Raw genomic sequence first — 22,450 nt, 5'->3', positions numbered from 1 at the left:
TGACGAATAAGGTTTCGTTTTTTACACTATTGTATATAATAATTAACAATCATATAAATGCCTTGAAGGGGAAGAGTATAACATGAAACGTCTTCAGAGAGGAGAATCATTAGCTGGGAGATTCTCTAGATAGTTATGTTAGAAGGTAGCCCTGGAGCATCTTTTCTGAACAGAATAGTTCTTATTAGGAAAAGACGGATTTGTCCGTTATCAAATTAAGAGTATAAGCAAATTATGAATTTGTTTGTAAATAAAGGTGGTACCGCGATGTCCCTCGTCCTTTTTGGATGAGGGACATTTTTTATTTTAAGGAGGGAAAATAATGTCAAACACGGAACAGAATTTACCAACTAAATATGATCATATGTCCGTTGAAGAAGGCCTTTATCAATGGTGGCTTGAAGGCAAATATTTTGAAGCAACAGGAGACGAGAAGAAACAACCGTATACAATTGTAATTCCACCTCCGAACGTAACTGGTAAGTTACACTTAGGTCATGCTTGGGATACAACTCTTCAAGATATTTTAACTCGTACGAAGCGTATGCAAGGATACGATGTACTATGGCTTCCAGGAATGGACCATGCTGGTATCGCAACACAAGCGAAAGTAGAAGGAAAACTTCGTGAAGAAGGTATTTCACGTTACGATCTTGGCCGTGAAAAATTCCTTGAAAAAGCTTGGGAGTGGAAAGAAGAGTACGCTTCTCACATTCGTCAACAATGGGGGAAAGTTGGTTTAGGACTAGACTATTCTCGTGAACGTTTCACATTAGACAAAGGTTTATCAGATGCGGTTAATAAAGTATTCGTTCAATTATACGAAAAAGGCTTAATTTACCGTGGTGAATATATCATCAACTGGGATCCAGCTACACGTACAGCTCTTTCTGATATTGAAGTAATTCATAAAGAAGTTCAAGGTGCATTCTACCATATGAACTATCCGTTAACAGATGGTTCTGGTCATATTCGTCTTGCGACAACTCGTCCAGAAACGATGCTTGGTGATACAGCAGTAGCAGTTCATCCAGAAGACGATCGTTACAAACATTTAATCGGAAAAACAGTTACACTTCCAATCGTAGGCCGTGAGATTCCGATTATTGCTGATGAGTACGTAGAAAAAGATTTCGGAACGGGCGTTGTAAAAATTACACCAGCTCATGACCCGAATGACTTTGAAGTAGGTAACCGTCATGACTTACCACGCATTTTAGTAATGAACGAAGATGGAACAATGAACGAAAAAGCTGGTAAGTATAACGGTATGGATCGTTTCGAATGCCGTAAAGAATTAGTAAAAGACTTACAAGAAGCTGGCGTATTAGTAGAAATCGAGCCACATATGCATTCAGTAGGTCATAGTGAGCGTAGCGGTGCAGTTGTTGAGCCTTATTTATCAACACAGTGGTTCGTAAAAATGGCTCCACTTGCTGAAAAAGCAGTAGCGCTTCAACAAAAAGAAGAAGAAAAAGTAACGTTCGTACCAGAGCGTTTTGAAAACACATATTTACGTTGGATGGAAAATATTCATGACTGGTGTATTTCTCGTCAATTATGGTGGGGACACCGTATTCCAGCTTGGTACCATAAAGAAACTGGTGAAGTATACGTAGGTACAGAAGCACCAGCAGATATTGAAAACTGGAATCAAGATAACGATGTACTTGATACATGGTTCAGTTCAGCGTTATGGCCATTCTCAACACTTGGTTGGCCAAATGAAGATTCAGCAGACTTCAAACGTTACTATTCAACAGATGCACTAGTAACGGGTTATGATATCATCTTCTTCTGGGTATCTCGTATGATTTTCCAAGGTTTAGAGTTTACAGGCGAGCGTCCATTTAAAGATGTATTAATTCACGGTTTAGTTCGTGACGAGCAAGGTCGTAAAATGAGTAAATCTCTTGGTAACGGTATTGACCCAATGGATGTTATCGAGAAGTACGGTGCAGATGCAATGCGTTTCTTCTTATCAACAGGAAGTGCACCAGGTCAAGATTTACGTTTCAGCATGGAAAAAGTAGAATCTACTTGGAACTTCATTAATAAAATTTGGAACGCATCACGTTTCGTATTAATGAACATGGATGATATGAAGTATGAAGAAATCGATTTAACTGGTGAAAAATCAGTTGCGGATAAGTGGATCTTAACTCGCTTAAACGAAACAATCGAAAGCGTAACACGTAACATGGATAAATATGAGTTCGGTGAAGCTGGTCGTTCATTATACAACTTCATTTGGGACGATTTCTGTGATTGGTATATTGAAATGGCGAAACTTCCACTATACGGTGAAGATGAAGCAGCTAAGAAAACAACTCGTTCTATTTTAGCTTACGTATTAGATCAAACAATGCGTCTATTACACCCATTCATGCCATTCGTAACAGAGAAAATTTGGCAACATTTACCGCATGAAGGCGAGTCTATTACAGTAGCTGCGTGGCCAACAGTTCGCGAAGATTTACAAGATACGGAGGCTGCGGCAGAAATGCACCTTCTAGTTGATATCATTCGCTCTGTTCGTAACATCCGTGCAGAAGTAAATACGCCAATGAGCAAAAAAGTTCAAATGCAAATTAAAGCAAAAGATGAGGCTGTACTTGCTCAACTTACGAAAAATAGCTCTTACATTGAGCGTTTCTGTAACCCAAGCGAATTAACAATTCAAACAGACTTACAAGCGCCAGAAAAGGCAATGACTGCAATCGTATCAGGTGCAGAGTTATTCTTACCGTTAGCTGATCTTATCAATCTTGATGAAGAGAGAGCTCGTCTTGAGAAAGAACTTGAGAAGTTCGATAAAGAAGTAGAACGTGTACAGAAGAAACTTTCTAACCAAGGTTTCGTAGCGAAAGCTCCTGCAGCGGTTATTGAAGGAGAGCGTGCGAAAGAGCAAGATTACCTAGAAAAACGCGAAGCAGTTCGTCAACGTCTAGCAGATCTTGAAAAGTAAAAATGTTTTTAGAGACTCACTATATTGGTGAGTCTCTTTTCTTTGCGTATAATAGAACTATGAAAGTTGTCTTTTGAAAGGGGAAAAACATACGTGATACATACATACGAAGAAGCGATAGGGTGGATCCATAGCCGATTGAAATTTGGAATTAAGCCAGGATTAGAAAGAATGAGATGGATGTTAGAAGAACTTGGAAATCCAGAGCGTCATATAAAATGTGTTCATCTTGCTGGTACAAATGGAAAAGGTTCAACGTTAACATATATGCGTTACATGTTAGAAGGCGCGAAATATAAGGTAGGAACGTTTACCTCTCCTTACATCGAATCATTTAATGAACGCATTAGTGTGAATGAAACACCAATTGCAGACGAAGAGATTACTGAACTTGTAAAGCTGGTAAAACCAGTCGTGGAAAAACTAGATGAAACGGATTTAGGGGAAGCGACAGAGTTTGAAATTATTACTGTTATGGCGATTTGCTATTTCGGCAAATTCAATTTCTGTGATGTTGTTTTATTTGAAACAGGGCTTGGTGGACGTTTTGATTCTACCAATGTTATACACCCTGTTCTCACGATTATTACGAATATCGGTCACGATCATATGCATATTTTAGGAAATACACTAGGAGAAATTGCATATGAAAAGGCGGGGATTATTAAGTCTGGCGTGCCGGTAATTACTGGTGTACAAGATGAAGAAGCTTTGCAAGTCATTCAAAATGTTGCAAAGGAAAATCATGCAAACTTATACGAGATGGGCAACCATTTTACAGCATTACATAAACAGTCTAGTGAAGATGGAGAACAGTTCGATTTCACTTGTCCTTTCGCCTCTTTTGAAGATGTGCGAATCACAATGAAAGGCAGCCACCAAGTAGGAAACGCAGCACTTGCGCTTATGGCAGTCATGTATGTAAAAACATACTTATCATTTTTAATTGAGGAAGAAGAAATAAGAACTGGATTACAGGAAGCGTATTGGGTGGGGCGCTTTGAAAAACTGCAAAGTAATCCAGATATTATTATAGATGGTGCTCATAATCCAGAAGGTATCGAAAGCCTTGTGAAAACAGTAGAAGCGCATTACAAAGATAAAAATGTAATAGTGTTATTTACTGCCCTTGGTGATAAACAATTACATAACATGGTAGGCCAATTAGAAACCATTGCAGATGAAATTATTTTTACAACATTCGCCTTTGATCGTGCTATTTCTGCTGATAAGCTTGCATCATATTCACAGAAAGAATCAAAATTAGTTTTTGAAAATTGGAAAGAGGCAATTGATACAAAAGTTGAAATGATAGCAGAAAATGATGTTTTTATCATAACAGGTTCTCTTTATTTCATTTCTGAAGTACGAAAATATATTCGCGAGAAAAACTAGATAGTCTTTGCTATCTAGTTTTTTTGTTCTACAAATGAAGTCAAATGCATACATATAAGATAAATATATAGGGTTATTTGGCGAATTCCTCTGACAAATATCTCGTTTTTTTATGGAATGAATATGATATGATGCGGACAACGATAAGAGGTGAGGTGTGAGTGTATGGACAAGCAATCACGAACGATCTCAGTGAAAGTGAATGGAACAGAAGCGAAGTATGAGGAAAAAAAGAAAGATGAATTTGAATGGATGGTAGTAGAAAGTGAACGACCGAAAAATGTTGTTCCGTTTCAAAAAGCGAAATCAATGTCTGTGGAAAAATACCGAAAGAAGTGGAGTAATACATTAATTGTAATCGTTGCAACTGCAATCATTATCGGTACGGCGTTTGGAATGGGGATGCTTCATTTACTTACTGGACAAGGAACGACAGGAGGAAGTGAAGTGACAGCTTCAAGGCCGACTGGAAATGGAGAATCAAAGGTGGGTGGAACGGCAGAACAAACACCAGCACCGAAAGAAGAAAAACAAAAAGCACAGGCAGGAACGTCATTGGATCCGATGAAATTATTTTTTGTTCAAGGGGGGCTTTATTCTTCTGAAGAAAAGGGACAGGCAGCTCTTGAAGAATGGAAAGGCAATGGGGGCATTGGTGCTTTGAGACCGAGCGGTGATAAGTATGCAATAGTTGTTGGTATTGCTAGCGATGAACAGTCTATAAATCAATTAATGACTAAGTATAAAAATGATGGTGTCTCCGTTTTAAAAAAGAACTGGGATATAACAGATAAAGCATTGCTGAAAGATGATAAAGAAGTAGGGACATTTTTAACAAAAGTGCAGCCATTATACACTCATTTAGCAAAATATGCTTCTAGCGTACAAGTTGGTGGAAAAAGCAGCGCAAAAGATATAGAAGCAATTGAAAAAGAATGGAAAAAGGTTGAAAAAGAAGGGAAAAGTATGAAACAAGAAGAAGCAAAGAAACTGTATATGTATACGTCGGTAGCTGTACAAACAGTAAAAGATGGGAAGATGGATAAGGAATCTTTGGCGAAATTAAATCAAGTTATTATTGATGGTTTACTCTCGTATGAAAAAATTGTTTCGTAGAAAGTGAAATGATAGGATAATAAAATGAGTAAGAAAGAAGTACATGTACTTCTTTCTTTTCTTTTGAATTTAGAGCAAAGTGCTTTCTCTATGACAGGAATATAATCGTATGCAATAAAGAAGTGTTATTTTAGTTAGAGAAATTAATATTTCTTTCATTTGTGGGCAAACTATTCCTTTGATACGATTAATATAAATTGTTCTGCTTCATGTGAGAAAGGAAGGAGAAAATATGAGAAAAATAATTTTAGCTTCAGGGTCACCTCGGAGGAAGGAATTGCTTGAGTTAGCTAGTGTGCCATTTGAAATCGTTGTAAGTGAAGTAGAGGAAACAATTGGTGCATATTCATCGCCTTCTGATATTGTAATGTCGCTTGCCTTGCAAAAAGCATCAGCGGTGGCAGAAAATAATAGTGATCACATTGTGTTAGGTGCAGATACAATTGTTACATATGAATCGCGTATTCTTGGTAAGCCTTCTAATGAGGATGAGGCGAAAGAGATGTTACAATTACTATCAGGGAAAACACATGAAGTGTATACAGGTGTTGCGATTATAGCAAAAGAAAAAACGGTTACTTTTTATGAGCGTACAGAAGTTACATTTTGGGAGTTAACAGAAGAGGAAATTGATACATACGTCGCGTCGAAAGAACCTCTTGATAAAGCCGGTAGTTATGGGATTCAAGGTAAAGGATCTATTTTCGTTCAAAATATTCAAGGGGACTACTATAGTGTAGTTGGCTTACCAATTGCACGTCTCGTTCGGGAATTAAAACAATTTGATATTGATGTAACCCATGCGTAAAATTGCATGGGGTTTTCTTTGAGAGAACAAATAAAGGGGTGGAGAGATGAACGGTATTCGTGATGTTGTAAGAGAAGAACAGCCACGGGAGCGTTTATTGTTAGAAGGTGCTGGAAGTTTATCAAATCGAGAGCTTCTCGCAGTGTTACTCAGAACAGGTTCTAAAGAAGAAACAGTTTTAAAGTTGTCAGATAAAATTTTACATCAATTTGATGGCTTACGTATGTTGAAAGATGCAACATTAGAAGAGCTAATTAGTATACATGGTATTGGGATTTCAAAGGCATCGCAACTTATGGCAGCCTTTGAACTAGGCAGAAGAATGGTACGTTTAGAATATCAAAATAGATATAGTATTCGAAGTCCAGAAGATTGTGCGAAATACATGATGGAAGAAATGCGTTTTTTACAACAAGAGCATTTTGTTTGTGTAAATGTAACATAAACACTAATAAAATTCTATATCTAATACTTCTGTTACTCCATCTTTTTTATCAATTTTGATACTCTCTATAAACATGCTCATAAATTGTTTCTTTTCGTCAGGAGATAGATGAGACCAATTCTTTTTGATATTATTCACTTTTTCTTTTATCACAGCTACATCTATCTCTTGATGGTTATTCACCTCTAAAGTTTGTAACTTTTCTTTGGCAGAATTCAATAGTATTTTTGTTTCATTCATCCGTTCTGTAAATTCATCGTCTGTCATTAAGTCGTTTGACCAAGCCTTTTGGTATTTTTCTCTTTGTTTTTCCACTTTTTTTATTTGTTTTTTTAGTATTTCTAATTCGTTATTTTCATTATTTATTTTAGGTACTTGTTTAAACTGTAAATTTGAAATGTAATTCATTAATGCAGTTTCTAACTTTCTTTCACTAGTAGCAAAAGGTTTAGTTGTAAGTTTATTCAGTGCACACGACTGGCATCGATATTGATTACACTCCACATGTTGCTCATCTTTTTTTCTGTAATATCTGGATCGTTCACTACTTAAACGATTCCCACAATTAGGACATATTAATTTCATTTGGTATATAAAAATTGAATGTGTTTGTCTCTTTTTAATGTTTTGTCTGCTAGATAATATCTTTTGTAATTGTATAAACCACTCCTTAGTAAGGATTCCTTCATGTGCACCTTCAATTATTTCGTTAGACCACTTTATAGCTCCGTACAGGGCGTTATTAGAAAGAATATCTAATATGGTACGTATATGCCATTTGTAGCCCCTTATAGGCTTAACGTAGCTGTCTAGATGGATGGCGAGTTGTCTGATGGAGTAACCTTCTTCAATTTTTCTTACCATATCTAAAACCACTTTACTTTCAATCTCATTTATTACAAGTTTGTTATGTTTATTTTTATCGAATCCAAAAGGAGCTTTTGCTGAATATTCTCCTTGTCTAGCTTTTTCTAATTGACCCATTCTTACACGTTCACCTAAATTTTCTCGTTCCCATTGAGCAAGTGCAGCAACAATTGTAATGAACATTCTTCCCATTGCTGTAGAAGTATCATAAACCTCTGTTGCAGATTTAAAAGCACAGTTATATTTATCAAATGCATCAAGTAACTTGTACAGATCCATAACAGAACGAGTTAAACGATCTAAACGATAAACGAGAACAGTAGTGATTAAGCCTTGCTGAATATGATTTAATAAAATACTTAATTGTGGTCGATTCGTATCCTTTGCTGATACACCTTCATCCACATAAAACTTAAAATTATCCCAGTCTTGTGCTACACAATATGCTTTTAATTTTTCGCGTTGAGCTGAGATAGAAAAACCATCTCGTGCTTGTTCCTCTGTACTTACTCTTATATAAATCCCAACAGTCACTATTATCTCTCCTTTTAAAAAAATAGGACAGCTGTACGGGCTGTCCATTAAATTCCTAGCGCTAAGGATTTAATCACCTTTTGTATTAGTCTAATGAAACTAAGTACATTACTACTTTACCGTGTATTTTTATATTAGCGGCATCTTCGTAAGATACTGTGTAATCAAAGAAACAATTATCATAAGAGTCTGGTCGGAATATTAACCGTTTATTTTCCTTGTCATTAAAGAAACGCTTTACACAATAATCACACCCATTACTAAAAACAACCATGTCATTATCATAAAGTTCTTCTAATGTCACTTCTTTTACGGCAATTAAAGAAGAGTGAGGTATGACTTTATTCATTGAATCACCATTAACACGAGTCATAAAAATATCTTCTCTACCTGCCCATTTCCCCATTAATGAATCAGGAATACGTATAGTTTCCAAATCCATTTCTGTCATTCCGTCAACTTGTATAGGTAAACCAGCTGAAATTGAAGTTGGGAAATAAGTGTAATCAGATTCATTTACTAAAGAAATAATTTGATTATTAGCTTTATACACCTCATTTGTAGGCGGAAACAAATCATTAATGGATATATCTAATGCTTGTGCAATTGCGAAGAGCACATCTTGCTCAGGTTCATTTGTACCATTTTCATAAGATGAAATTGTATTATGTTTTTTTCCTATTTGTAAACCCAATTCTTTTTGTGTCATTTTCTTTAGTTTCCTAAAGTTTTTAATTTGTTGACCAACATATTTAGAAACATCTTGTTTCATGAAGTTTCACCTTCTTTCTTACTTTATTATATCATATTTCATGAAGTTTTAAACTAAAAATTTCATATAACAAGAAAATAAATAATAAATTTCATAAAATATGAAAATAATTGTTGAATTATGTCATAACTTCATGTAATATGAAGTTATTGAAAGTGAGGTGGATTATTTTGCAAGAAAAACTAGTATCATTGCGTATGTATAACAGGTTAACGCAGCAAGATATGGCTGATTTAATAGGAACTGATAAAAGAACATATGTTAATAAAGAGCATGGAGTTACCCAATTTAAAGCCAATGAAATGTTCTTGATCGCTCAAAAACTTGGAAAAGGTATTGAAGAAATTTTTTTACCAACTAACTTCATGAAACATGAAGTTTCGGAGATGGATGGTGCTGTTAATGGAACGAACTGTATTGGATAATCCACCAAGTGAAGAAACAAAGTTAAGAATGGTGGAATTCTTCATGAAAACATCTATCCCTCGTATTTTAGAAGAAGAACGTAAAGAAAAATTATATAAGGAAGGTGACCAATCATGAACGGAGTATTATCCGCAAGTAAATTAATGAAAGCATCAGATGTTGTAAAAAGATGTGCAGAAATGAGAAATAGTCCAGCGTTATTACTCATTACTGAATTAGAAGCAAAGTGTCAATTAAGGGAAATGAACCGTAAGGTTTCAAATCGAAGGGAGGTGAGTTAATTGTTCAAAGGTTATTGCTTTATTGAGAAAGACGGAGAATTTTGTCCAGCGGTTAACCTTGCAAATGCACAAGAAACTTGGAATTACGTAAATTTACAAAAGTGTATTTTCCCTGAAGTTCGAATTTGCGATGAAGATGATTTTACTGTAATTCATGCACTCGATGGAAAGATTGTATTTCCGCAAGAGTGGGTTGAAATGGAAAAGAAAATGAATGAGGTGAATTAATTGAAGGAAGTAACGGTTATTTTTAAGTCAGGAGCAACAGTAAGCTTTACAGCTAAGGAATTTGCAACATTTAAAAATGGGTTTGGTTCTTTAACAAAAATCGAATATGCAGGTGCTAATGAGAAAATTCCATTCCACATTGGTTTAAGTAATATCGATGCAATATTTGTGGAAGACATCACTGAAAAGGAATCGGTTAAGGAACCGGATTATCCAATTGAAGATTTTTATGGTAATGAAATTATGAAAGATGAAACTTACTTTGTGTTTGATTGCGATGTTGTACTTGAACAGAATTTAAAGCAATATTTGACAGAAGAATACGAAGTTGAATGCTATCAAGTTCAATAATTAAAGAAAGGGTGGTAAAAGAAAATGACACCTGAAGAGTTGTTTGAATAGAAACAACATTTAGTGATAGCGGCAATTAAACAAAGGTTTGGAAGTATGTTAAGAGCCAAGCAAATTGCAGAAATGAACAACATGGAGTTGGACGATTTAATTCAAGTTGGTCGTATGCACTTATGGGCTTGTTGTGTGAAATATGATCCAGGGAGAGCGGAAACCTTTAATGCATATGTTATGAAAGGTATGAAAGGTATGAAAGGTATGAAATGGGCAATGAGTGATGAACTGCATATGAGAGGAACGCCTTTTAAAGTAAGTAGAAAAGTGAGTCATGAGGAGAAAAATCAAATCAATATTCATTCAATTGATTTGCATCGAGATGAAGAAACAGTAAATGAATTTTATGCAGTTTCTCCTATCAATGTGGAAGAAGAAGCACTGTTATCAGTTGAATTTGAAGAAGTAACAAGCGTGCTAGAAGAAAAGGAAAAATTAATCATTCTGCACGTGGGTGAGGGATATACGACAAGAGAAATTGCAAGGAAATTTGAGATGGGGAAATCCACAGTGAATAAAAAGAAAAATGAAGCATTTCTCAAAATCAATCCTAAGTATACACCGTTAAATTTAAGAACATTTTTCTTAGGAAAGCGAACATTGAAGAGAAACCGCCAGTTGGGGCTGACGGTCTAATAAAAACACATGTTGAGGTCATTATAGCATGAATTGACTTTGTGTAAAGGAGTGAAAGGCATGATAGTAAATAAACCGCAATTTGATACGGAAAACATTCAAAGTGGAACTGCATATTGGTTGAGTAAATACAACTACAGCAGACGTACAGAAATTAGTACACCTTGCATTGTTAAATTTGTAAAGCCGTTAAGTATTGTAGTTGGCTTTTACAATGAAAAAATAAGGCCTTTGAAGAATTAACGATTGATATAAAAAGTATTGTTGATAAGACATTTGAACTTACTCCAATGATGATTAAGGAGGACAAACATGAAGAACGGTAAAAAGCCAAACAAACGTGAAAAGATTCATATTCAATCACATGATTTAAATTCAGAGGATTGGTTGATTTATAAGAAAGTAAATGGAGAAATGCATTTGGTTCATCGAACTACTGGTGCGACTCGTAAAATTCCAAACTTATAGATTAGGAGGTTACATATTAATGAGTATTAAAGAAGTTGCTAAAGCTGTACAAGCTATTCGTGAAGCACGAAATGAACATGGCATTATCAGTGTTCGTGGAAAAGAGGTTCATCTCAGTAATGAAGTATTGGAATCATTGTTGGATGAATCAAAGGTTAAACCATTAATACTAAAACGTGAATCAAAGGATTATCCTTATGAAGTTTCGTTTATTAGTGACCATGTGATTTATTTCTCTCTTTATACTTTAGAAAAATTAAAAACTAAACTTGGAGGTAATATCGATGAATGCATTACAACAAAATGAATTATTAGAAGTAGACCAATTGCAAGATGCAGAGCAACAGTTTGAAATTACGGATATTAATAGTTTGAACTGGGCATTCCGTAAAATTTCAGCACTTAAAGCGCAAGAAAAAGAAGTTACAACACTAGCAAATGTTGAACGTGATCGCATTACACAATGGGAGCAAAGTGAATTGAAACCCATCCACAATGATATTTCATTCTTTGAAACTCATATCCGACGTTATCATATGGAACAGCTTGAAATGGATCCAAAACAGAAAACAATTAGTACGCCTTATGGTAAATCAAAAACTCGTAAGAGTAGTGAAGCGCCGGAGCAAAAAGATAAAGCCCAGGTACTTCAATATGCCATTGAAAACGAGCTTGATGATTGCTTAAAAACAGAAGTCAAATGGGCTGATTTTAAGAAGAAATTAAAGATTGTAGAAATCGGTGAAGAAAAAGTCGTTGTGGATGAAAATGGACAAATTGTTCCAGGGATTACGGTTAAACCTGAATTTATCTCTTATAGTGTGGAGGTATAAATATGTTGCAAGTAACCGATGCACAACGTGAAAAACTGAAAGCTTGTATAGCATTATTCGGTGCAAGTGGCGGAGGTAAAACATTAACTTCTTTAATCCTGGCATATGGAATGATGAAAGAAGCTTATCCTGATTTACCAGAAGAAGTATTGTGGAAGAAGATTGGTGTTATTGATACGGAGCACAAACGCTCACTTCTTTATGCGAACAATACAATTAAAGGTTACAAGATTGGTAGCTTTAAATATGTAGAACTTGATGCACCATATTCTACAGTGCGATACCAACAAGCGATTGAATTATTAAAGAAAAGTGGTTGTGAGGTTGTTATTGCAGATAGTCTTTCACATGCTTGGGAAGGTATCGGAGGTATCTTGGACCAGCAGCAAGATTTAGGTGGGCGTTTTCAAGATTGGAAAACAATGAAGCCGGTTATTAAAGAGTTCATTAAATCACTTACAGAAAATGATGTTCATATTATCGCTACGTTACGTACTAAACAAGAATATCAAGCTGAGCGTGATGATAATGATAAGCTTCAAATTCGTAAGTTAGGATTAAAACCAATTCAGAAAGATGATTTGGAGTACGAATTCATGATTGTTCTACGTATGGAGCAAAATCATACAGCTACCCCAACTAAAGATAATTCTAATTTAATAAATGAAAATGGTGAATTAATTAAGCCAGAGCATGGTGCAATCATTTATAAATGGTTAGAACTTGGTGTGGATGTAAGAGCGGAGCAAGAGAATGAAAGAAATGCTCTTATTGCAAAAATTATAGAAATTGTTGAATCCAGTGATGAAGCAGCGAAGATGCTAGATGAAATTGAGTTTAAAACAAAACAAAAACTTCAAGATTTCAATCTTAAATATTTAAATGCTGCTTTAGATAGATTACAAGTTTTTAACAACAAGGAGGAAAAATAATGTTTACAGTAGATCATGAACAAGCTAAAGGATTTGAACAAGTTAAGCCAGGAGAATATGAGGTAATAGTTGTTAATTATGAATTAAAAAACGCTGAATCTGGAAACAACATGATTGTTGTGGATTATGAAATTCGTAGTGATGTAGACCAGGCATTCCAAGGACAGAAGCTCTTATTTGATAATTTTGTTGTAACTAAAAAATCAATGTGGAGATTACAAGCGATTTCTAAAGCGGCAGCTTTTCCAACAGGAATGAAGTTTGCTTCTTATAAAGAATGGGCAGATACACTTTTAAATAAACATCTTCGTGTAGTAGTAGGTGAGCGTGAATATAACGGTAAAAAATATCCACAAGTAAATGGATTTAAAGAATCAGAAGCATCGGCTCCAAGTACTGGATTTACAGTTTCGGATGAGGATGTTCCGTTCTAAAAGTTAATTAACAAGATTCAAATAGGAGGGAGCTACTAACGGCTCCCTTTTCCAAAGGGAGAAAATCAAATGAGATATAAATTTAATCAAATACCGGCAGAGCTTAAAAATACTCCTCATTGGATCTTATGGCGGTCAGAAGTAAGAAATGGTAAGAAAACAAAAGTTCCTTATCAAATCAATGGGGAAATGGCTCAATCGAATAATAAACGGAGCTGGTCAACGTTCCCAACGATCATAAAATTCTTTGAACAAGGAGATTATGACGGAATTGGATTCATGTTTTCAAAGGATGATCCATTCATTGGAATAGATATTGACCATTGTATTCAGGAAGGTGCTCTTACAAGTTTAGCTGAGGATGTTATTGAAATCGTAAATAGTTACACGGAATATTCACCAAGTGGTGATGGCATCCACATTATTGCAAAAGGTAAGCTACCATTAAAAGGACCAGGTACAGGACGGAAAAATGTTGATATCGGATTAGAAGTGTACAGACATGGACGCTATTTTACTTTCACCGGTGATTGCTTGGATCAAGTTCCTGTGGAAGATAGAACAGAAGAATTAAAAGTTTTATTTGAGAAGTATTTGAAAGAAAAGCCAAAGCCAGAAAAGAAACAAAGCACTACTTCATTCGAACGAGAAGATATTACTAGTTTATCGAATGCAGAATTATGGGAGCGAATGTTTGATAGTAAAAGCGGTGCAGCCATTAAAGATTTATTCCAGGGTATGTTGATTAACGGAGATCATTCTTCAACTGATATGGCTTTATGCAACCATTTAGCATTTTGGACGGATAAAGATGCTGCAAAGATGGATTCGATGTTTAGAGAGTCTTCCTTACTTCGTGAGAAGTGGGATAAACCACATTCAAGTGATGGCCGCACATATGGCCAAATGACAATTGATACAGCAATTCTTTCAACTCCTTCCACAATAGCTGATTATGAACCGCCCGAAGAGAAAAAATATGAAGTTTATATATCCGATAACTCAATTGAAGATACTGAGGAAATTATTGATGAAGCACCAAAGTTTCATTTAACTGAGCTAGGAAATGCAGAACGTATTGCATATTATCATGGCGAGAATGTTCGTTATTGTAATGAATTGGAATGGCTTATATGGAACGGTAAACATTGGCATGAGGATAGTAAGAGACAGATTGAAGCTATCACGGCTAAAACACTTAGGGCCATATATGGAGAAGCGAAGGCTACAGAAGATAAATATCAATCAAAGTTATTACATGATTGGGCAAAGAAATGTGAAAGACGGTCAATTAGAATAAATAGCATATTGGATGTGAGACCTATGGTATCAGTGAAAAAGAAAGAATTAGATTCTCATAACTTTTTATTTAACTGTGATAACGGAGTTATCGATTTAAAAACAGGTGAATTATTACCGCATGACCGTGACTTGTTATTAACAAAGATTTCTCCAATCAAGTATGACAGAAATGCTGAGTGTCCAAACTGGAAAGCTTTCTTGGAGAGTATTTTTAAAACACCTGCAGGTGAAGCGGATTATGAATTAATAAATTACCTGCAGAAAGCAATTGGTTATTCATTAACCGGTGTAACCAAAGAGCAAGTAATGTTTTTCTTATTCGGTAATGGCCGTAATGGTAAATCTACTTTTATTAATATCATCCAGGATCTACTCGGTGATTATGGAAGACAGACAAACAGTGACACGTTCTTGAAAAAGAGAAATGATTCAGGAATCAATAACGATGTGGCCAGATTAGATGGAGCGCGTTTTGTATCGGCCGTTGAGAGTGAAGAGGGGCAACAATTATCTGAAGCTCTGGTTAAACAAATCACCGGTGGAGAAAAGATGTCAGCTCGTTTCTTACGCCAGGAATATTTCGAGTTTACACCTGAATTTAAAGTATTCTTCACTACCAACCATAAGCCGATTGTAAAAGGTTCGGATGAAGGTATATGGAGAAGGATTATGCTTATTCCATTTACCGTAACAATCCCAAAAGACAAGATTGATTATGATCTACCTGATAAATTAGCAAAAGAGATGCCTGGAGTTTTACGGTGGGCTGTTGAAGGTTGCATGAAGTGGCAGACCGAAGGATTGCATGCTCCTGAAGCCGTGAAGGCAGCGACAGCCGAATATCGTGAAGACATGGATATATTAGGACCATTTATTGATGAAAATTGTACGGTTCATTCTACGGCGCAAATTGAAGCGAAATCACTTTATGAAAGTTATACCAAGTGGTGCTATCAAAATAATGAAATGGATTTAAAGAATCGTGCCTTTTATCGTCAATTAGAGATTCGTGGATTTAAGAAAGAAAAGGGTACAGGTAATAAAACATTTATTACTGGAATTACATTAAATCAATTTGCGGGAGCAAATCTATTCTCAACTGGAGATAAAGAAGAAAAACACAATGTAACTGCAATCAATAGGAAAAAAGTTTAGATAATAGTTACTAAAGTTACTGAACTGCTTTTTTCGATAACTCTTATAAACGTTGATATAACAATGTTTATAGATGAATAGTTATTGAAGTTACTGAGTTTCCTATATCGGCTCTTAAGAAAATAAATAAATAAAAAAATATATATAATATATAGCCTTTAATAGAAAAATGGATAACTTTAGTAACTTTGATAACTCAATATGCTTTAAACCATTGATATGACTGGTTTTTGGTGAGTTATCGAAAATTTTCATTCAATAACTTCAGTAACTCCTTTTAAGGGGATTGTGATATGGAACATCTTGAAAAAGTGAATCAACCGCAAAATCTAGATGAATTTATTCAACAAAGATGTATTGTTGCTATCGATAAAAAAATTGAAGCCCAATTATTTTATAAAGCTTGTATGAAAGCATTTGGTTTAACTAAAGTTTCGTTCATTGGTACAAGAACTTTTTATAAAAACCTAAAAAATATGGGTCTTGTATTAAAGAAATCAAATAATAATAAACTTTATATTTTTGGACTAACTTTGAAATAGGTGATTGAATGCATCCAAAACAAATATGTGCTGATGTTCAATCGATGGGAGCGAAGCTCGTTTTTGATGGAAGTGATTTATATATTGAGAATCCTGAAAAGGTTGCTCCTGAAATTGAATCGGTTATTAAAGAATACAAGCTACGGATTATTAAATATTTACAAGGTAATTATTCAGACCAAGATCATGCAGTAAAACAAACGATAGATAAAATTATTAATTTTTTTATCGGTGTTGAGCAAGACATGAATCCAAAAATAAATGATTGGTTTAATCATGATGAAGTTGCAGCAAGGTTAGTTATGGAATTAACTTTAAACTTCTCACTTAACGGTTGGTTATATGTAAAAGAATCTGTGGCTAACTATGAAAATAAATTAACGGACGAGCTTTCATTGAATTTATATAATCGTGCGATGGCTTATTTTAAGAAAGGGGCATGAAAATGAGAGAGATAAAATTCCGTGCTTGGGATGGAACGGATTGGGTTTATAGCGAATGTATATCAAAAGATGGCATCAATTGGTGGATATTAAATAATGAAGATGATAATTGGTTGGTGTGTTTAGATCCACAGCAATATACAGGATTAAAAGACAAAAACGGTAAGGAGATCTATGAAGGGGATATTGTTCATATGTATAGCGTTACGCCAGGATGCGACATTGACGAAATAGGAATAGTTAAGTTTATAGAATGTGCCTTTCTGTTTGAAAAGACAGACGGAAGTAACGGATGGTCGATATTTAACGAAGCAACAGAGATTGAAGTCATCGGAAATATTTACGAAAATCCAGAGTTATTGGAGCGATAAATATGAGTGCTATACATTATCGATACTCAGAAAAAGAGTTAAAGGAAATCCTGGATACATTAGAAATCATGGTGGATACAAGGGAACAGAAAAACCAACATGTACTTGATTATTTCCGTAAAAAGGATGTTAAATTCAGACTTAGAAAAATTGATACAGCCGATTATTCAGCGGTAATTCCTAAAAATCCTGAAATGGGCATTACACGAGATGTTTATTTAAGTGCTGGGGTAGAACGTAAAAATGGCGTAGATGAATTGGTTCAATCAATTAAAGATCGTACGAGATTTGAAAATGAATTGATTCGTGCTGCTAAACATCCATTTGTTCTTCTTGTGGAAGATTTAAAAGGCTATCAAAAAATATTAAAAGGTGAGTATATAAGTCAATACAAACCAGAAGCGTTACTTGGTAGTTTAAAAACATTTGAAGTACGATATGGATTTTCAACGGTATTTATTGAGCCAACTACAACCGGTAATTACATATATCATCATTTCTTATATATGGCTCGTGAGTATTTGAAGAAGGGCGTTATCTGATGAAACCTAAAACAATTAAAGGAGAAATAAACCATGACTAAAATTCAATTGAACGTATTATTTAAGAAAATGCAAAAAGATGATAAAAAGGAAGTTTTGATGTTCCACGTATTAAGTGATGAATTACCACATGCTGATGAGTTATTGAAGATGCCAGGTACTATTGTTCATCTAACTGTGGAAAAAAGCGATGTTGAAGCAATTGGTGCTGAATTTGTTTCTATTCAACGTGATAGCAAGAAGACCGTTCTTAAATTCAATGTAAAAGGCGATACGAAAGATAAAATTAATAAACTTTATCCATTCGCGGGTGAAAATGTTTCTATTACTCTAGAACCTTCGCAAATGTCGATTGATGAGTTTTACGAAGAACAACATGAAGGTGTCGAGTATAACGTTAATCCTGATGGAACAAATGATGTTGCTCCGGGGCAATTGAAGATTGTTGATGAAGAAACGATTGCTGAATAAAAATGTGTCCTGGGCTTCGGCTCAGGATATTAATACAATTAGAATTTTATTAAAAAATGGAGGGGTATAAAGATGGAAAAGTATCAAGTAGAAGTGGAAGTAACGAAAACGTATAAAGCTCTTGTTGAAGTTGAAATACCAGAAGATGCAAACAGTGATGATTTCCAAAGGTTGGTTGAGAAAAAAGTGGAGTCAATGGATCAAGAGAAATTAGATTATCAAGATACTAGTCATTCTGTTTTAAAAATTAATGATATGGAATAAAAGCAATGTTTGAATCTAATCGACATGTTCCGATATGAAAATGACCGTCAGAATCATAGTGATTTGAAGTTTTATTTCTTTCTGAATACAAATAGATGTACAAGTTTTAAAGCGTCTCAGAAAGGAAAATAAACGTGTTTTAAGAGATTTGTTGTTTTTTATAGAAAGTAGGTGAATCATCATTTGTTTGACTGGCTGAAAGACTATCAGAAATTAGAAGAAAGAATTGCATACTTAGATTACAACTTAGATAAAACAAAAGCTGAATTAAAACGCTGGGTCAGTGGTGATTTGCGAGAGATACGTTTAACTGTTGAATCGGAAGGTGCAAAAGTAGAAGAACGTATTGAAGCAATTGAATATGAGTTAGCAAATGAAATGAATGCCATGTATGACCTTATGGAATTGATTAGTAAGTTTAAAGGGCTAGATAATCAAATACTTGTAAAGAAATACATATATGGTATGACATTAGAACAAATTGCATGTGATTTGAATTATAGTCCAAATTACATTAAACGTAAGCATGCCGAAGTAAGAAAGATAATCAAGTTTGTGGATGATCTGTAAGGTTACTTTTAGGGAAGGTACTTTTAGGGAAACGAAACTATTGAAAATATGAATTATAGTAATAACATAAGAAATTGACGAAAGGGTAACTGGTGCACGGTTGCTCTTTTTAATTAGACAAACCATATCCATATAATAATGATAACAGCAAAGATAATGATTAGTATTTGTGAGAATTTCATAACATGCTCCTTTTAAACAATATTGTTTGCAAAGGATTGAAGAGGCATTCCTTATGGAGTGTTTTTTTATTATGTAAAAATTATATAGGTGGTGTAGAGATGACTTTAACGTTGCATAATGGAGATTTGAATAAGTTAGCAAGAGATACTTCACAGGACAGTATCATTTTAAAAGTTGGTGAACAAGAAATGGTATCTCTGAAAAGCAATGGAGATATCTATGTTAAAGGTAAGCTTGTTGAAAACGATAAAGAGGTTGTAGATGGCATGAGAGAGTTCTTGAGGTTATCTAGGTAAAGATAAGCGCAAACGTGTTGCATTTAAAAAGGAGGGTGTTAAGTAAATGAGTCCAGATGAGATATATGTAAAGCAAATGGATGCGTGGATTAAAGAACAAGAGGCTAGAAGAGAACAGATTGTAGTAACAATTAAAACTAGCTCTGAGATTGTGGAACAAAACAAGATACAGTTGCAATGGTTAGATAAAGGCTTGGGGCTTGCTAAAGAAGAGTTTGAGACTTGGAAGAAAGCAAATAATTATATAGGTGGTGTATGACAATGCTTTGGTTATTAGCTTATCTAATAGTAGGTATGGTTTATGCATCGTTAGATATTTATTCAGCCATAAGGGAAGCAATTAAAAAGGATAAGGAGCATGGATATATAATTCTAATGTCATCTTTATTTTTGGTTTTTCTTTTAGCAATATTCTGGCCTGCTTTATTAACAATGAAGATTGCTACATGGATTAATCATTATAAGGAGAGTGAACTTAAATGATTCAAAAGGAAACAAAGTGTAATGGTGTATATGTGGTAATTAAATATAAAGAGGGTGTTGCAAAACTCATAAATATCCAAAAATGAATGCATAAAAAAATCCGTTTTCCTGGAAAAATGATAGTAACCGAAACTATCTCCAGAAAGGACGGATTTACTAGTATGATAACCAAATTTGATGAAAATCAATCCATTTTACAGATTTTATTTGCATACGTAGACAGTTTAACTATTGAAGGCGTTCCGCCTGTGACAGGTCGCCCACCAATCTGTAGAAAAGCCTTACTGAAATGCTTTTTCTTGAAAACTGTATTTCAAATTGACTCTTTACGCAAATTAACACGTTTTTTGCATCAATATCCTTCATTTCGTGTATCTTGTGGTTTATATTTCGTTCCTCACGTTTCTACTTTTTCACGTGTAGGNAACGCTCAATTGGTTCTTTTAGCTACAGATCATACAGATTTTGAATATCAGCAGATTGCTAATCATGCGAAAATTATTTTTGATACAAGAAATGCTTTTCAATCTATTACTAAATTTGTAGGGAAATATTATCATTTGTAAAATGATAAAAAGAAAATTATATGTTGTAGTTGCCTCATCGAACGACGGTGAGGTGCGGGGAATGTCACAATAAAGAGCGCCTTCAGAGTGAGGAGAAGGTACTCTTTGGGGTAAAGAAAATTGTTGATGTTTTCCTCACGCAGTATGAGTCTATGTAGTCAAATGGTTGTAATTTGCAAGAAAGTATACTGAGTTGGTGAACTAGATGGAATGTTTTTGGTATGGCTGCATTCGTATATGAAATATGGATACAATTATGAAAAGTATAGTGGATACTTCTATCATAAGTGTGTGGTTTCTAAAGTGAATGATTTACGATTCTATTCAAAAGCTTCCTGAGCTGATAGAGATGTAGCAGGAACTGTCGATGAAGGATTAGGATTTACAATCATTGATAAAGTATCTGTAAATGGCTCGCAGCAATATAAAGTGAAGAATAGTAGAGGTAATGTGTTTTATATTACAGCTAGTTCTTATTATGTAGAAATTAAATAAGAGTATATTGACATTCTACATTTAAATATTGTATATTTTACATGTTGTTTTTTGATAGCGCACTGTTTGTTCTAAACTTCTACTACATTGTTACTTAGGTGATGTAGTGCTATCGAAAAAGAGTTCTCCAACATATATTTTAAAAAATCCCCTTCTATATTTAGAGGGGGATTTTTATTATAAATCAGAAATTCTTCTAACTTGCTTTTCTTTCTTCTTAAAATTCTTCTTATACTGTTTGAAGTCTTGTTTATCCACTCTGAATTTCTCTCCAGTAGCAACATTTTTAACCAGATAAGTTGTGCGTTTGAATTCCCTAATGTAATAGATAATTAATCCCACTAAAAGGGATATACACAATGTAAATGGAATGGCAATGAGACAGAGAACGAGAATAAGGGCAGAAATCTTATCTGATTCATAAACTCTTTTTAGAACTAAACGTTTACCAGATGAAGCTTGAGCTTGTTCTAATTGTTGCATACGCTGTAGCGATGCAATCGTGTCATAACTCATGCAAAAGTCCCTCCATTATTTGTTCATTTTCCCTAAAGCTTTATCCATTTGACGTTCATTTGCTTGTGTTGCGCTACTTGTTGCATTTTCAACACCACGGTAGTTGTATTTAGAGTTTTGCCAGAAGTCGAAAGCGAAATCTTTTAATGGCTTTTCGGATGCATTTCTCTCAACAACTTCAGATTTAAAGATATTTGTGAGCATGTATTCATGATTAGATACATCTTTAATATATGTTTTATTTGTATATTCTTTAATGATTTCATCTCCAAAAGTCTTAATTTCATCTTTAGTTGGTTTATAACTATGAGCATATCTACTAATTTCATCAAATTTTTCATTTGGAGTTTTATTACTTGAAGCTATCTCTGTAATTTTACTCTTCCATTGGCTAGATGCAGTAGTTGTAGCGACTGTCTTTTTGTCTTGGTTATTAGAATCTTTGCGATCAGGATTTAAATTGATACAAACCATACATACAATAAATGAAATTAGAGCTGTAGAAAGATAAATTTTTACTACTCGTAAACGATTGATTTTCTCTCCTCTTAATACAATTTTAGGCATGAATAAACCTATAATTAGAACGATAATTGACACAATAGATACTAGAAATAGTATCACTTCTAATGCGTTTAACAAAAAATCCACTCCTTAAAATTAAATTGGTATAATACCTAAATCATACCAATTTCATGCAACA

General features: G+C 34.4%; 31 protein-coding genes, 3 pseudogenes and 1 other annotated feature. Of the genes and pseudogenes, 30 read left to right on the top strand and 4 right to left on the bottom strand.

Annotated features, from left to right (window positions below; genetic code table 11):
- Window positions 1–53 precede the first annotated feature (53 nt).
- Window positions 54–285 (top strand) — a binding site (T-box leader).
- Window positions 286–322: 37 nt separating this feature from the next.
- The 5 genes and pseudogenes from V6946_RS23900 to V6946_RS23880 form a co-directional block, all read left to right on the top strand.
- Window positions 323–2,968: a valine--tRNA ligase gene (locus tag V6946_RS23900; RefSeq protein ID WP_366981633.1), complete on the top strand. Its 2,646-nt coding sequence runs from the start codon at window positions 323–325 to the stop codon at window positions 2,966–2,968.
- A 93-nt stretch (window positions 2,969–3,061) separates the two neighbouring features.
- The gene (gene folC / locus V6946_RS23895; protein WP_006921244.1) at window positions 3,062–4,363 is read left to right on the top strand and encodes a bifunctional tetrahydrofolate synthase/dihydrofolate synthase; all 1,302 of its coding nucleotides are present in this window, start codon (window positions 3,062–3,064) and stop codon (window positions 4,361–4,363) included.
- Window positions 4,364–4,528: 165 nt separating this feature from the next.
- Entirely contained in the window at window positions 4,529–5,479 is a 951-nt protein-coding gene (locus tag V6946_RS23890) for a hypothetical protein (RefSeq protein WP_000361007.1), read from the top strand.
- Between the two features lie 232 nt (window positions 5,480–5,711).
- The gene (locus tag V6946_RS23885) at window positions 5,712–6,287 is read left to right on the top strand and encodes a nucleoside triphosphate pyrophosphatase (protein ID WP_001226291.1); all 576 of its coding nucleotides are present in this window, start codon (window positions 5,712–5,714) and stop codon (window positions 6,285–6,287) included.
- Window positions 6,288–6,333: 46 nt separating this feature from the next.
- Window positions 6,334–6,720, top strand: a pseudogene (locus tag V6946_RS23880) (UPF0758 domain-containing protein); the annotation flags it as partial.
- A 15-nt stretch (window positions 6,721–6,735) separates the two neighbouring features.
- Here V6946_RS23880 and V6946_RS23875 read toward each other — a convergent pair.
- Complete coding sequence (locus V6946_RS23875) at window positions 6,736–8,133, bottom strand: recombinase family protein (protein ID WP_406622130.1); 1,398 nt, start codon at window positions 8,131–8,133, stop codon at window positions 6,736–6,738.
- An 85-nt stretch (window positions 8,134–8,218) separates the two neighbouring features.
- Window positions 8,219–8,905: an XRE family transcriptional regulator gene (locus V6946_RS23870; protein ID WP_000806798.1), complete on the bottom strand. Its 687-nt coding sequence runs from the start codon at window positions 8,903–8,905 to the stop codon at window positions 8,219–8,221.
- Between the two features lie 170 nt (window positions 8,906–9,075).
- Here V6946_RS23870 and V6946_RS23865 point away from each other — a divergent pair, with 170 nt between their 5' ends.
- From V6946_RS23865 to V6946_RS23745, 25 genes and pseudogenes are all read left to right on the top strand, one after another.
- Window positions 9,076–9,330 (top strand): helix-turn-helix transcriptional regulator, encoded by a 255-nt coding sequence (locus V6946_RS23865; protein WP_006921261.1) that lies wholly within the window; start codon window positions 9,076–9,078, stop codon window positions 9,328–9,330.
- A complete protein-coding gene (locus V6946_RS23860; protein ID WP_006921263.1) occupies window positions 9,308–9,448 on the top strand; it encodes a hypothetical protein in 141 nt (46 codons plus the stop codon). Before V6946_RS23865 ends, V6946_RS23860 begins: the two co-directional genes overlap by 23 nt.
- Complete coding sequence (locus V6946_RS23855; protein WP_006921264.1) at window positions 9,445–9,612, top strand: hypothetical protein; 168 nt, start codon at window positions 9,445–9,447, stop codon at window positions 9,610–9,612. The genes V6946_RS23860 and V6946_RS23855 overlap by 4 nt, the downstream gene beginning before the upstream one ends.
- Complete coding sequence (locus tag V6946_RS23850) at window positions 9,613–9,840, top strand: hypothetical protein (protein ID WP_006921265.1); 228 nt, start codon at window positions 9,613–9,615, stop codon at window positions 9,838–9,840.
- A complete protein-coding gene (locus tag V6946_RS23845; RefSeq protein ID WP_406622129.1) occupies window positions 9,841–10,191 on the top strand; it encodes a YqaI family protein in 351 nt (116 codons plus the stop codon).
- Window positions 10,192–10,254: 63 nt separating this feature from the next.
- Window positions 10,255–10,881, top strand: a complete 627-nt coding sequence (locus tag V6946_RS23840; RefSeq protein WP_366981635.1) for a sigma-70 family RNA polymerase sigma factor — start codon at window positions 10,255–10,257, stop codon at window positions 10,879–10,881.
- A gap of 60 nt (window positions 10,882–10,941) precedes the next feature.
- On the top strand, window positions 10,942–11,124 hold the full coding sequence (locus V6946_RS23835) for a hypothetical protein (protein ID WP_366981636.1): 183 nt from the start codon (window positions 10,942–10,944) through the stop codon (window positions 11,122–11,124).
- Between the two features lie 69 nt (window positions 11,125–11,193).
- Entirely contained in the window at window positions 11,194–11,349 is a 156-nt protein-coding gene (locus V6946_RS23830; protein ID WP_006927194.1) for a DUF6906 family protein, read from the top strand.
- Between the two features lie 19 nt (window positions 11,350–11,368).
- Window positions 11,369–11,656: a hypothetical protein gene (locus V6946_RS23825; RefSeq protein WP_000023094.1), complete on the top strand. Its 288-nt coding sequence runs from the start codon at window positions 11,369–11,371 to the stop codon at window positions 11,654–11,656.
- On the top strand, window positions 11,634–12,182 hold the full coding sequence (locus tag V6946_RS23820) for a host-nuclease inhibitor Gam family protein (RefSeq protein WP_366981638.1): 549 nt from the start codon (window positions 11,634–11,636) through the stop codon (window positions 12,180–12,182). Before V6946_RS23825 ends, V6946_RS23820 begins: the two co-directional genes overlap by 23 nt.
- 2 nt (window positions 12,183–12,184) lie before the next feature.
- Complete coding sequence (locus V6946_RS23815; protein ID WP_006927190.1) at window positions 12,185–13,114, top strand: AAA family ATPase; 930 nt, start codon at window positions 12,185–12,187, stop codon at window positions 13,112–13,114.
- Window positions 13,114–13,548, top strand: coding sequence for a DUF669 domain-containing protein (locus V6946_RS23810; protein ID WP_006927188.1), 435 nt, complete (start codon window positions 13,114–13,116; stop codon window positions 13,546–13,548). Before V6946_RS23815 ends, V6946_RS23810 begins: the two co-directional genes overlap by 1 nt.
- A 69-nt stretch (window positions 13,549–13,617) precedes the next feature.
- Window positions 13,618–16,005, top strand: a complete 2,388-nt coding sequence (locus V6946_RS23805) for a phage/plasmid primase, P4 family (RefSeq protein ID WP_406622128.1) — start codon at window positions 13,618–13,620, stop codon at window positions 16,003–16,005.
- Window positions 16,006–16,298: 293 nt separating this feature from the next.
- Window positions 16,299–16,547, top strand: coding sequence for a hypothetical protein (locus V6946_RS23800; RefSeq protein ID WP_006927183.1), 249 nt, complete (start codon window positions 16,299–16,301; stop codon window positions 16,545–16,547).
- Between the two features lie 8 nt (window positions 16,548–16,555).
- On the top strand, window positions 16,556–16,990 hold the full coding sequence (locus tag V6946_RS23795; RefSeq protein WP_006927181.1) for a hypothetical protein: 435 nt from the start codon (window positions 16,556–16,558) through the stop codon (window positions 16,988–16,990).
- Window positions 16,991–16,992: 2 nt separating this feature from the next.
- Entirely contained in the window at window positions 16,993–17,361 is a 369-nt protein-coding gene (locus tag V6946_RS23790; RefSeq protein ID WP_006927178.1) for a YopX family protein, read from the top strand.
- A gap of 2 nt (window positions 17,362–17,363) precedes the next feature.
- Window positions 17,364–17,903 carry an ERCC4 domain-containing protein gene (locus V6946_RS23785; RefSeq protein WP_006927176.1) on the top strand — a complete coding sequence of 180 codons (540 nt, stop codon included), beginning with the start codon at window positions 17,364–17,366 and terminating at the stop codon, window positions 17,901–17,903.
- A gap of 33 nt (window positions 17,904–17,936) precedes the next feature.
- A complete protein-coding gene (locus V6946_RS23780) occupies window positions 17,937–18,374 on the top strand; it encodes a hypothetical protein (protein WP_006927174.1) in 438 nt (145 codons plus the stop codon).
- Window positions 18,375–18,446: 72 nt separating this feature from the next.
- A complete protein-coding gene (locus V6946_RS23775; protein ID WP_000417532.1) occupies window positions 18,447–18,638 on the top strand; it encodes a hypothetical protein in 192 nt (63 codons plus the stop codon).
- A 183-nt stretch (window positions 18,639–18,821) separates the two neighbouring features.
- The gene (locus tag V6946_RS23770; RefSeq protein ID WP_006927170.1) at window positions 18,822–19,208 is read left to right on the top strand and encodes a hypothetical protein; all 387 of its coding nucleotides are present in this window, start codon (window positions 18,822–18,824) and stop codon (window positions 19,206–19,208) included.
- Between the two features lie 281 nt (window positions 19,209–19,489).
- Window positions 19,490–19,687, top strand: coding sequence for a hypothetical protein (locus V6946_RS23765; RefSeq protein WP_366981640.1), 198 nt, complete (start codon window positions 19,490–19,492; stop codon window positions 19,685–19,687).
- A 46-nt stretch (window positions 19,688–19,733) separates the two neighbouring features.
- A complete protein-coding gene (locus tag V6946_RS23760) occupies window positions 19,734–19,946 on the top strand; it encodes a hypothetical protein (RefSeq protein ID WP_006927166.1) in 213 nt (70 codons plus the stop codon).
- Between the two features lie 2 nt (window positions 19,947–19,948).
- On the top strand, window positions 19,949–20,170 hold the full coding sequence (locus tag V6946_RS23755) for a hypothetical protein (RefSeq protein ID WP_033692844.1): 222 nt from the start codon (window positions 19,949–19,951) through the stop codon (window positions 20,168–20,170).
- 161 nt (window positions 20,171–20,331) lie between these two features.
- Window positions 20,332–20,592, top strand: a pseudogene (locus V6946_RS23750) (transposase); the annotation flags it as partial.
- A gap of 429 nt (window positions 20,593–21,021) precedes the next feature.
- Window positions 21,022–21,231, top strand: a pseudogene (locus tag V6946_RS23745) (N-acetylmuramoyl-L-alanine amidase); the annotation flags it as partial.
- Window positions 21,232–21,408: 177 nt separating this feature from the next.
- On the opposite strand, the gene V6946_RS23740 reads toward V6946_RS23745, so the two are convergent.
- Window positions 21,409–21,747, bottom strand: a complete 339-nt coding sequence (locus V6946_RS23740) for a hypothetical protein (protein WP_366982238.1) — start codon at window positions 21,745–21,747, stop codon at window positions 21,409–21,411.
- A 15-nt stretch (window positions 21,748–21,762) separates the two neighbouring features.
- Window positions 21,763–22,389, bottom strand: coding sequence for a hypothetical protein (locus tag V6946_RS23735; protein ID WP_006928792.1), 627 nt, complete (start codon window positions 22,387–22,389; stop codon window positions 21,763–21,765).
- Window positions 22,390–22,450: the final 61 nt, after the last annotated feature.

The sequence above is a fragment of the Bacillus sp. PPSBB_2 genome, assembly GCF_045291115.1.
GTDB lineage: Bacteria > Bacillota > Bacilli > Bacillales > Bacillaceae_G > Bacillus_A > Bacillus_A cereus.
The sequence above is the reverse complement of the archived record's forward strand: the minus strand, read 5'-3'. Positions and strand labels throughout refer to the sequence as shown.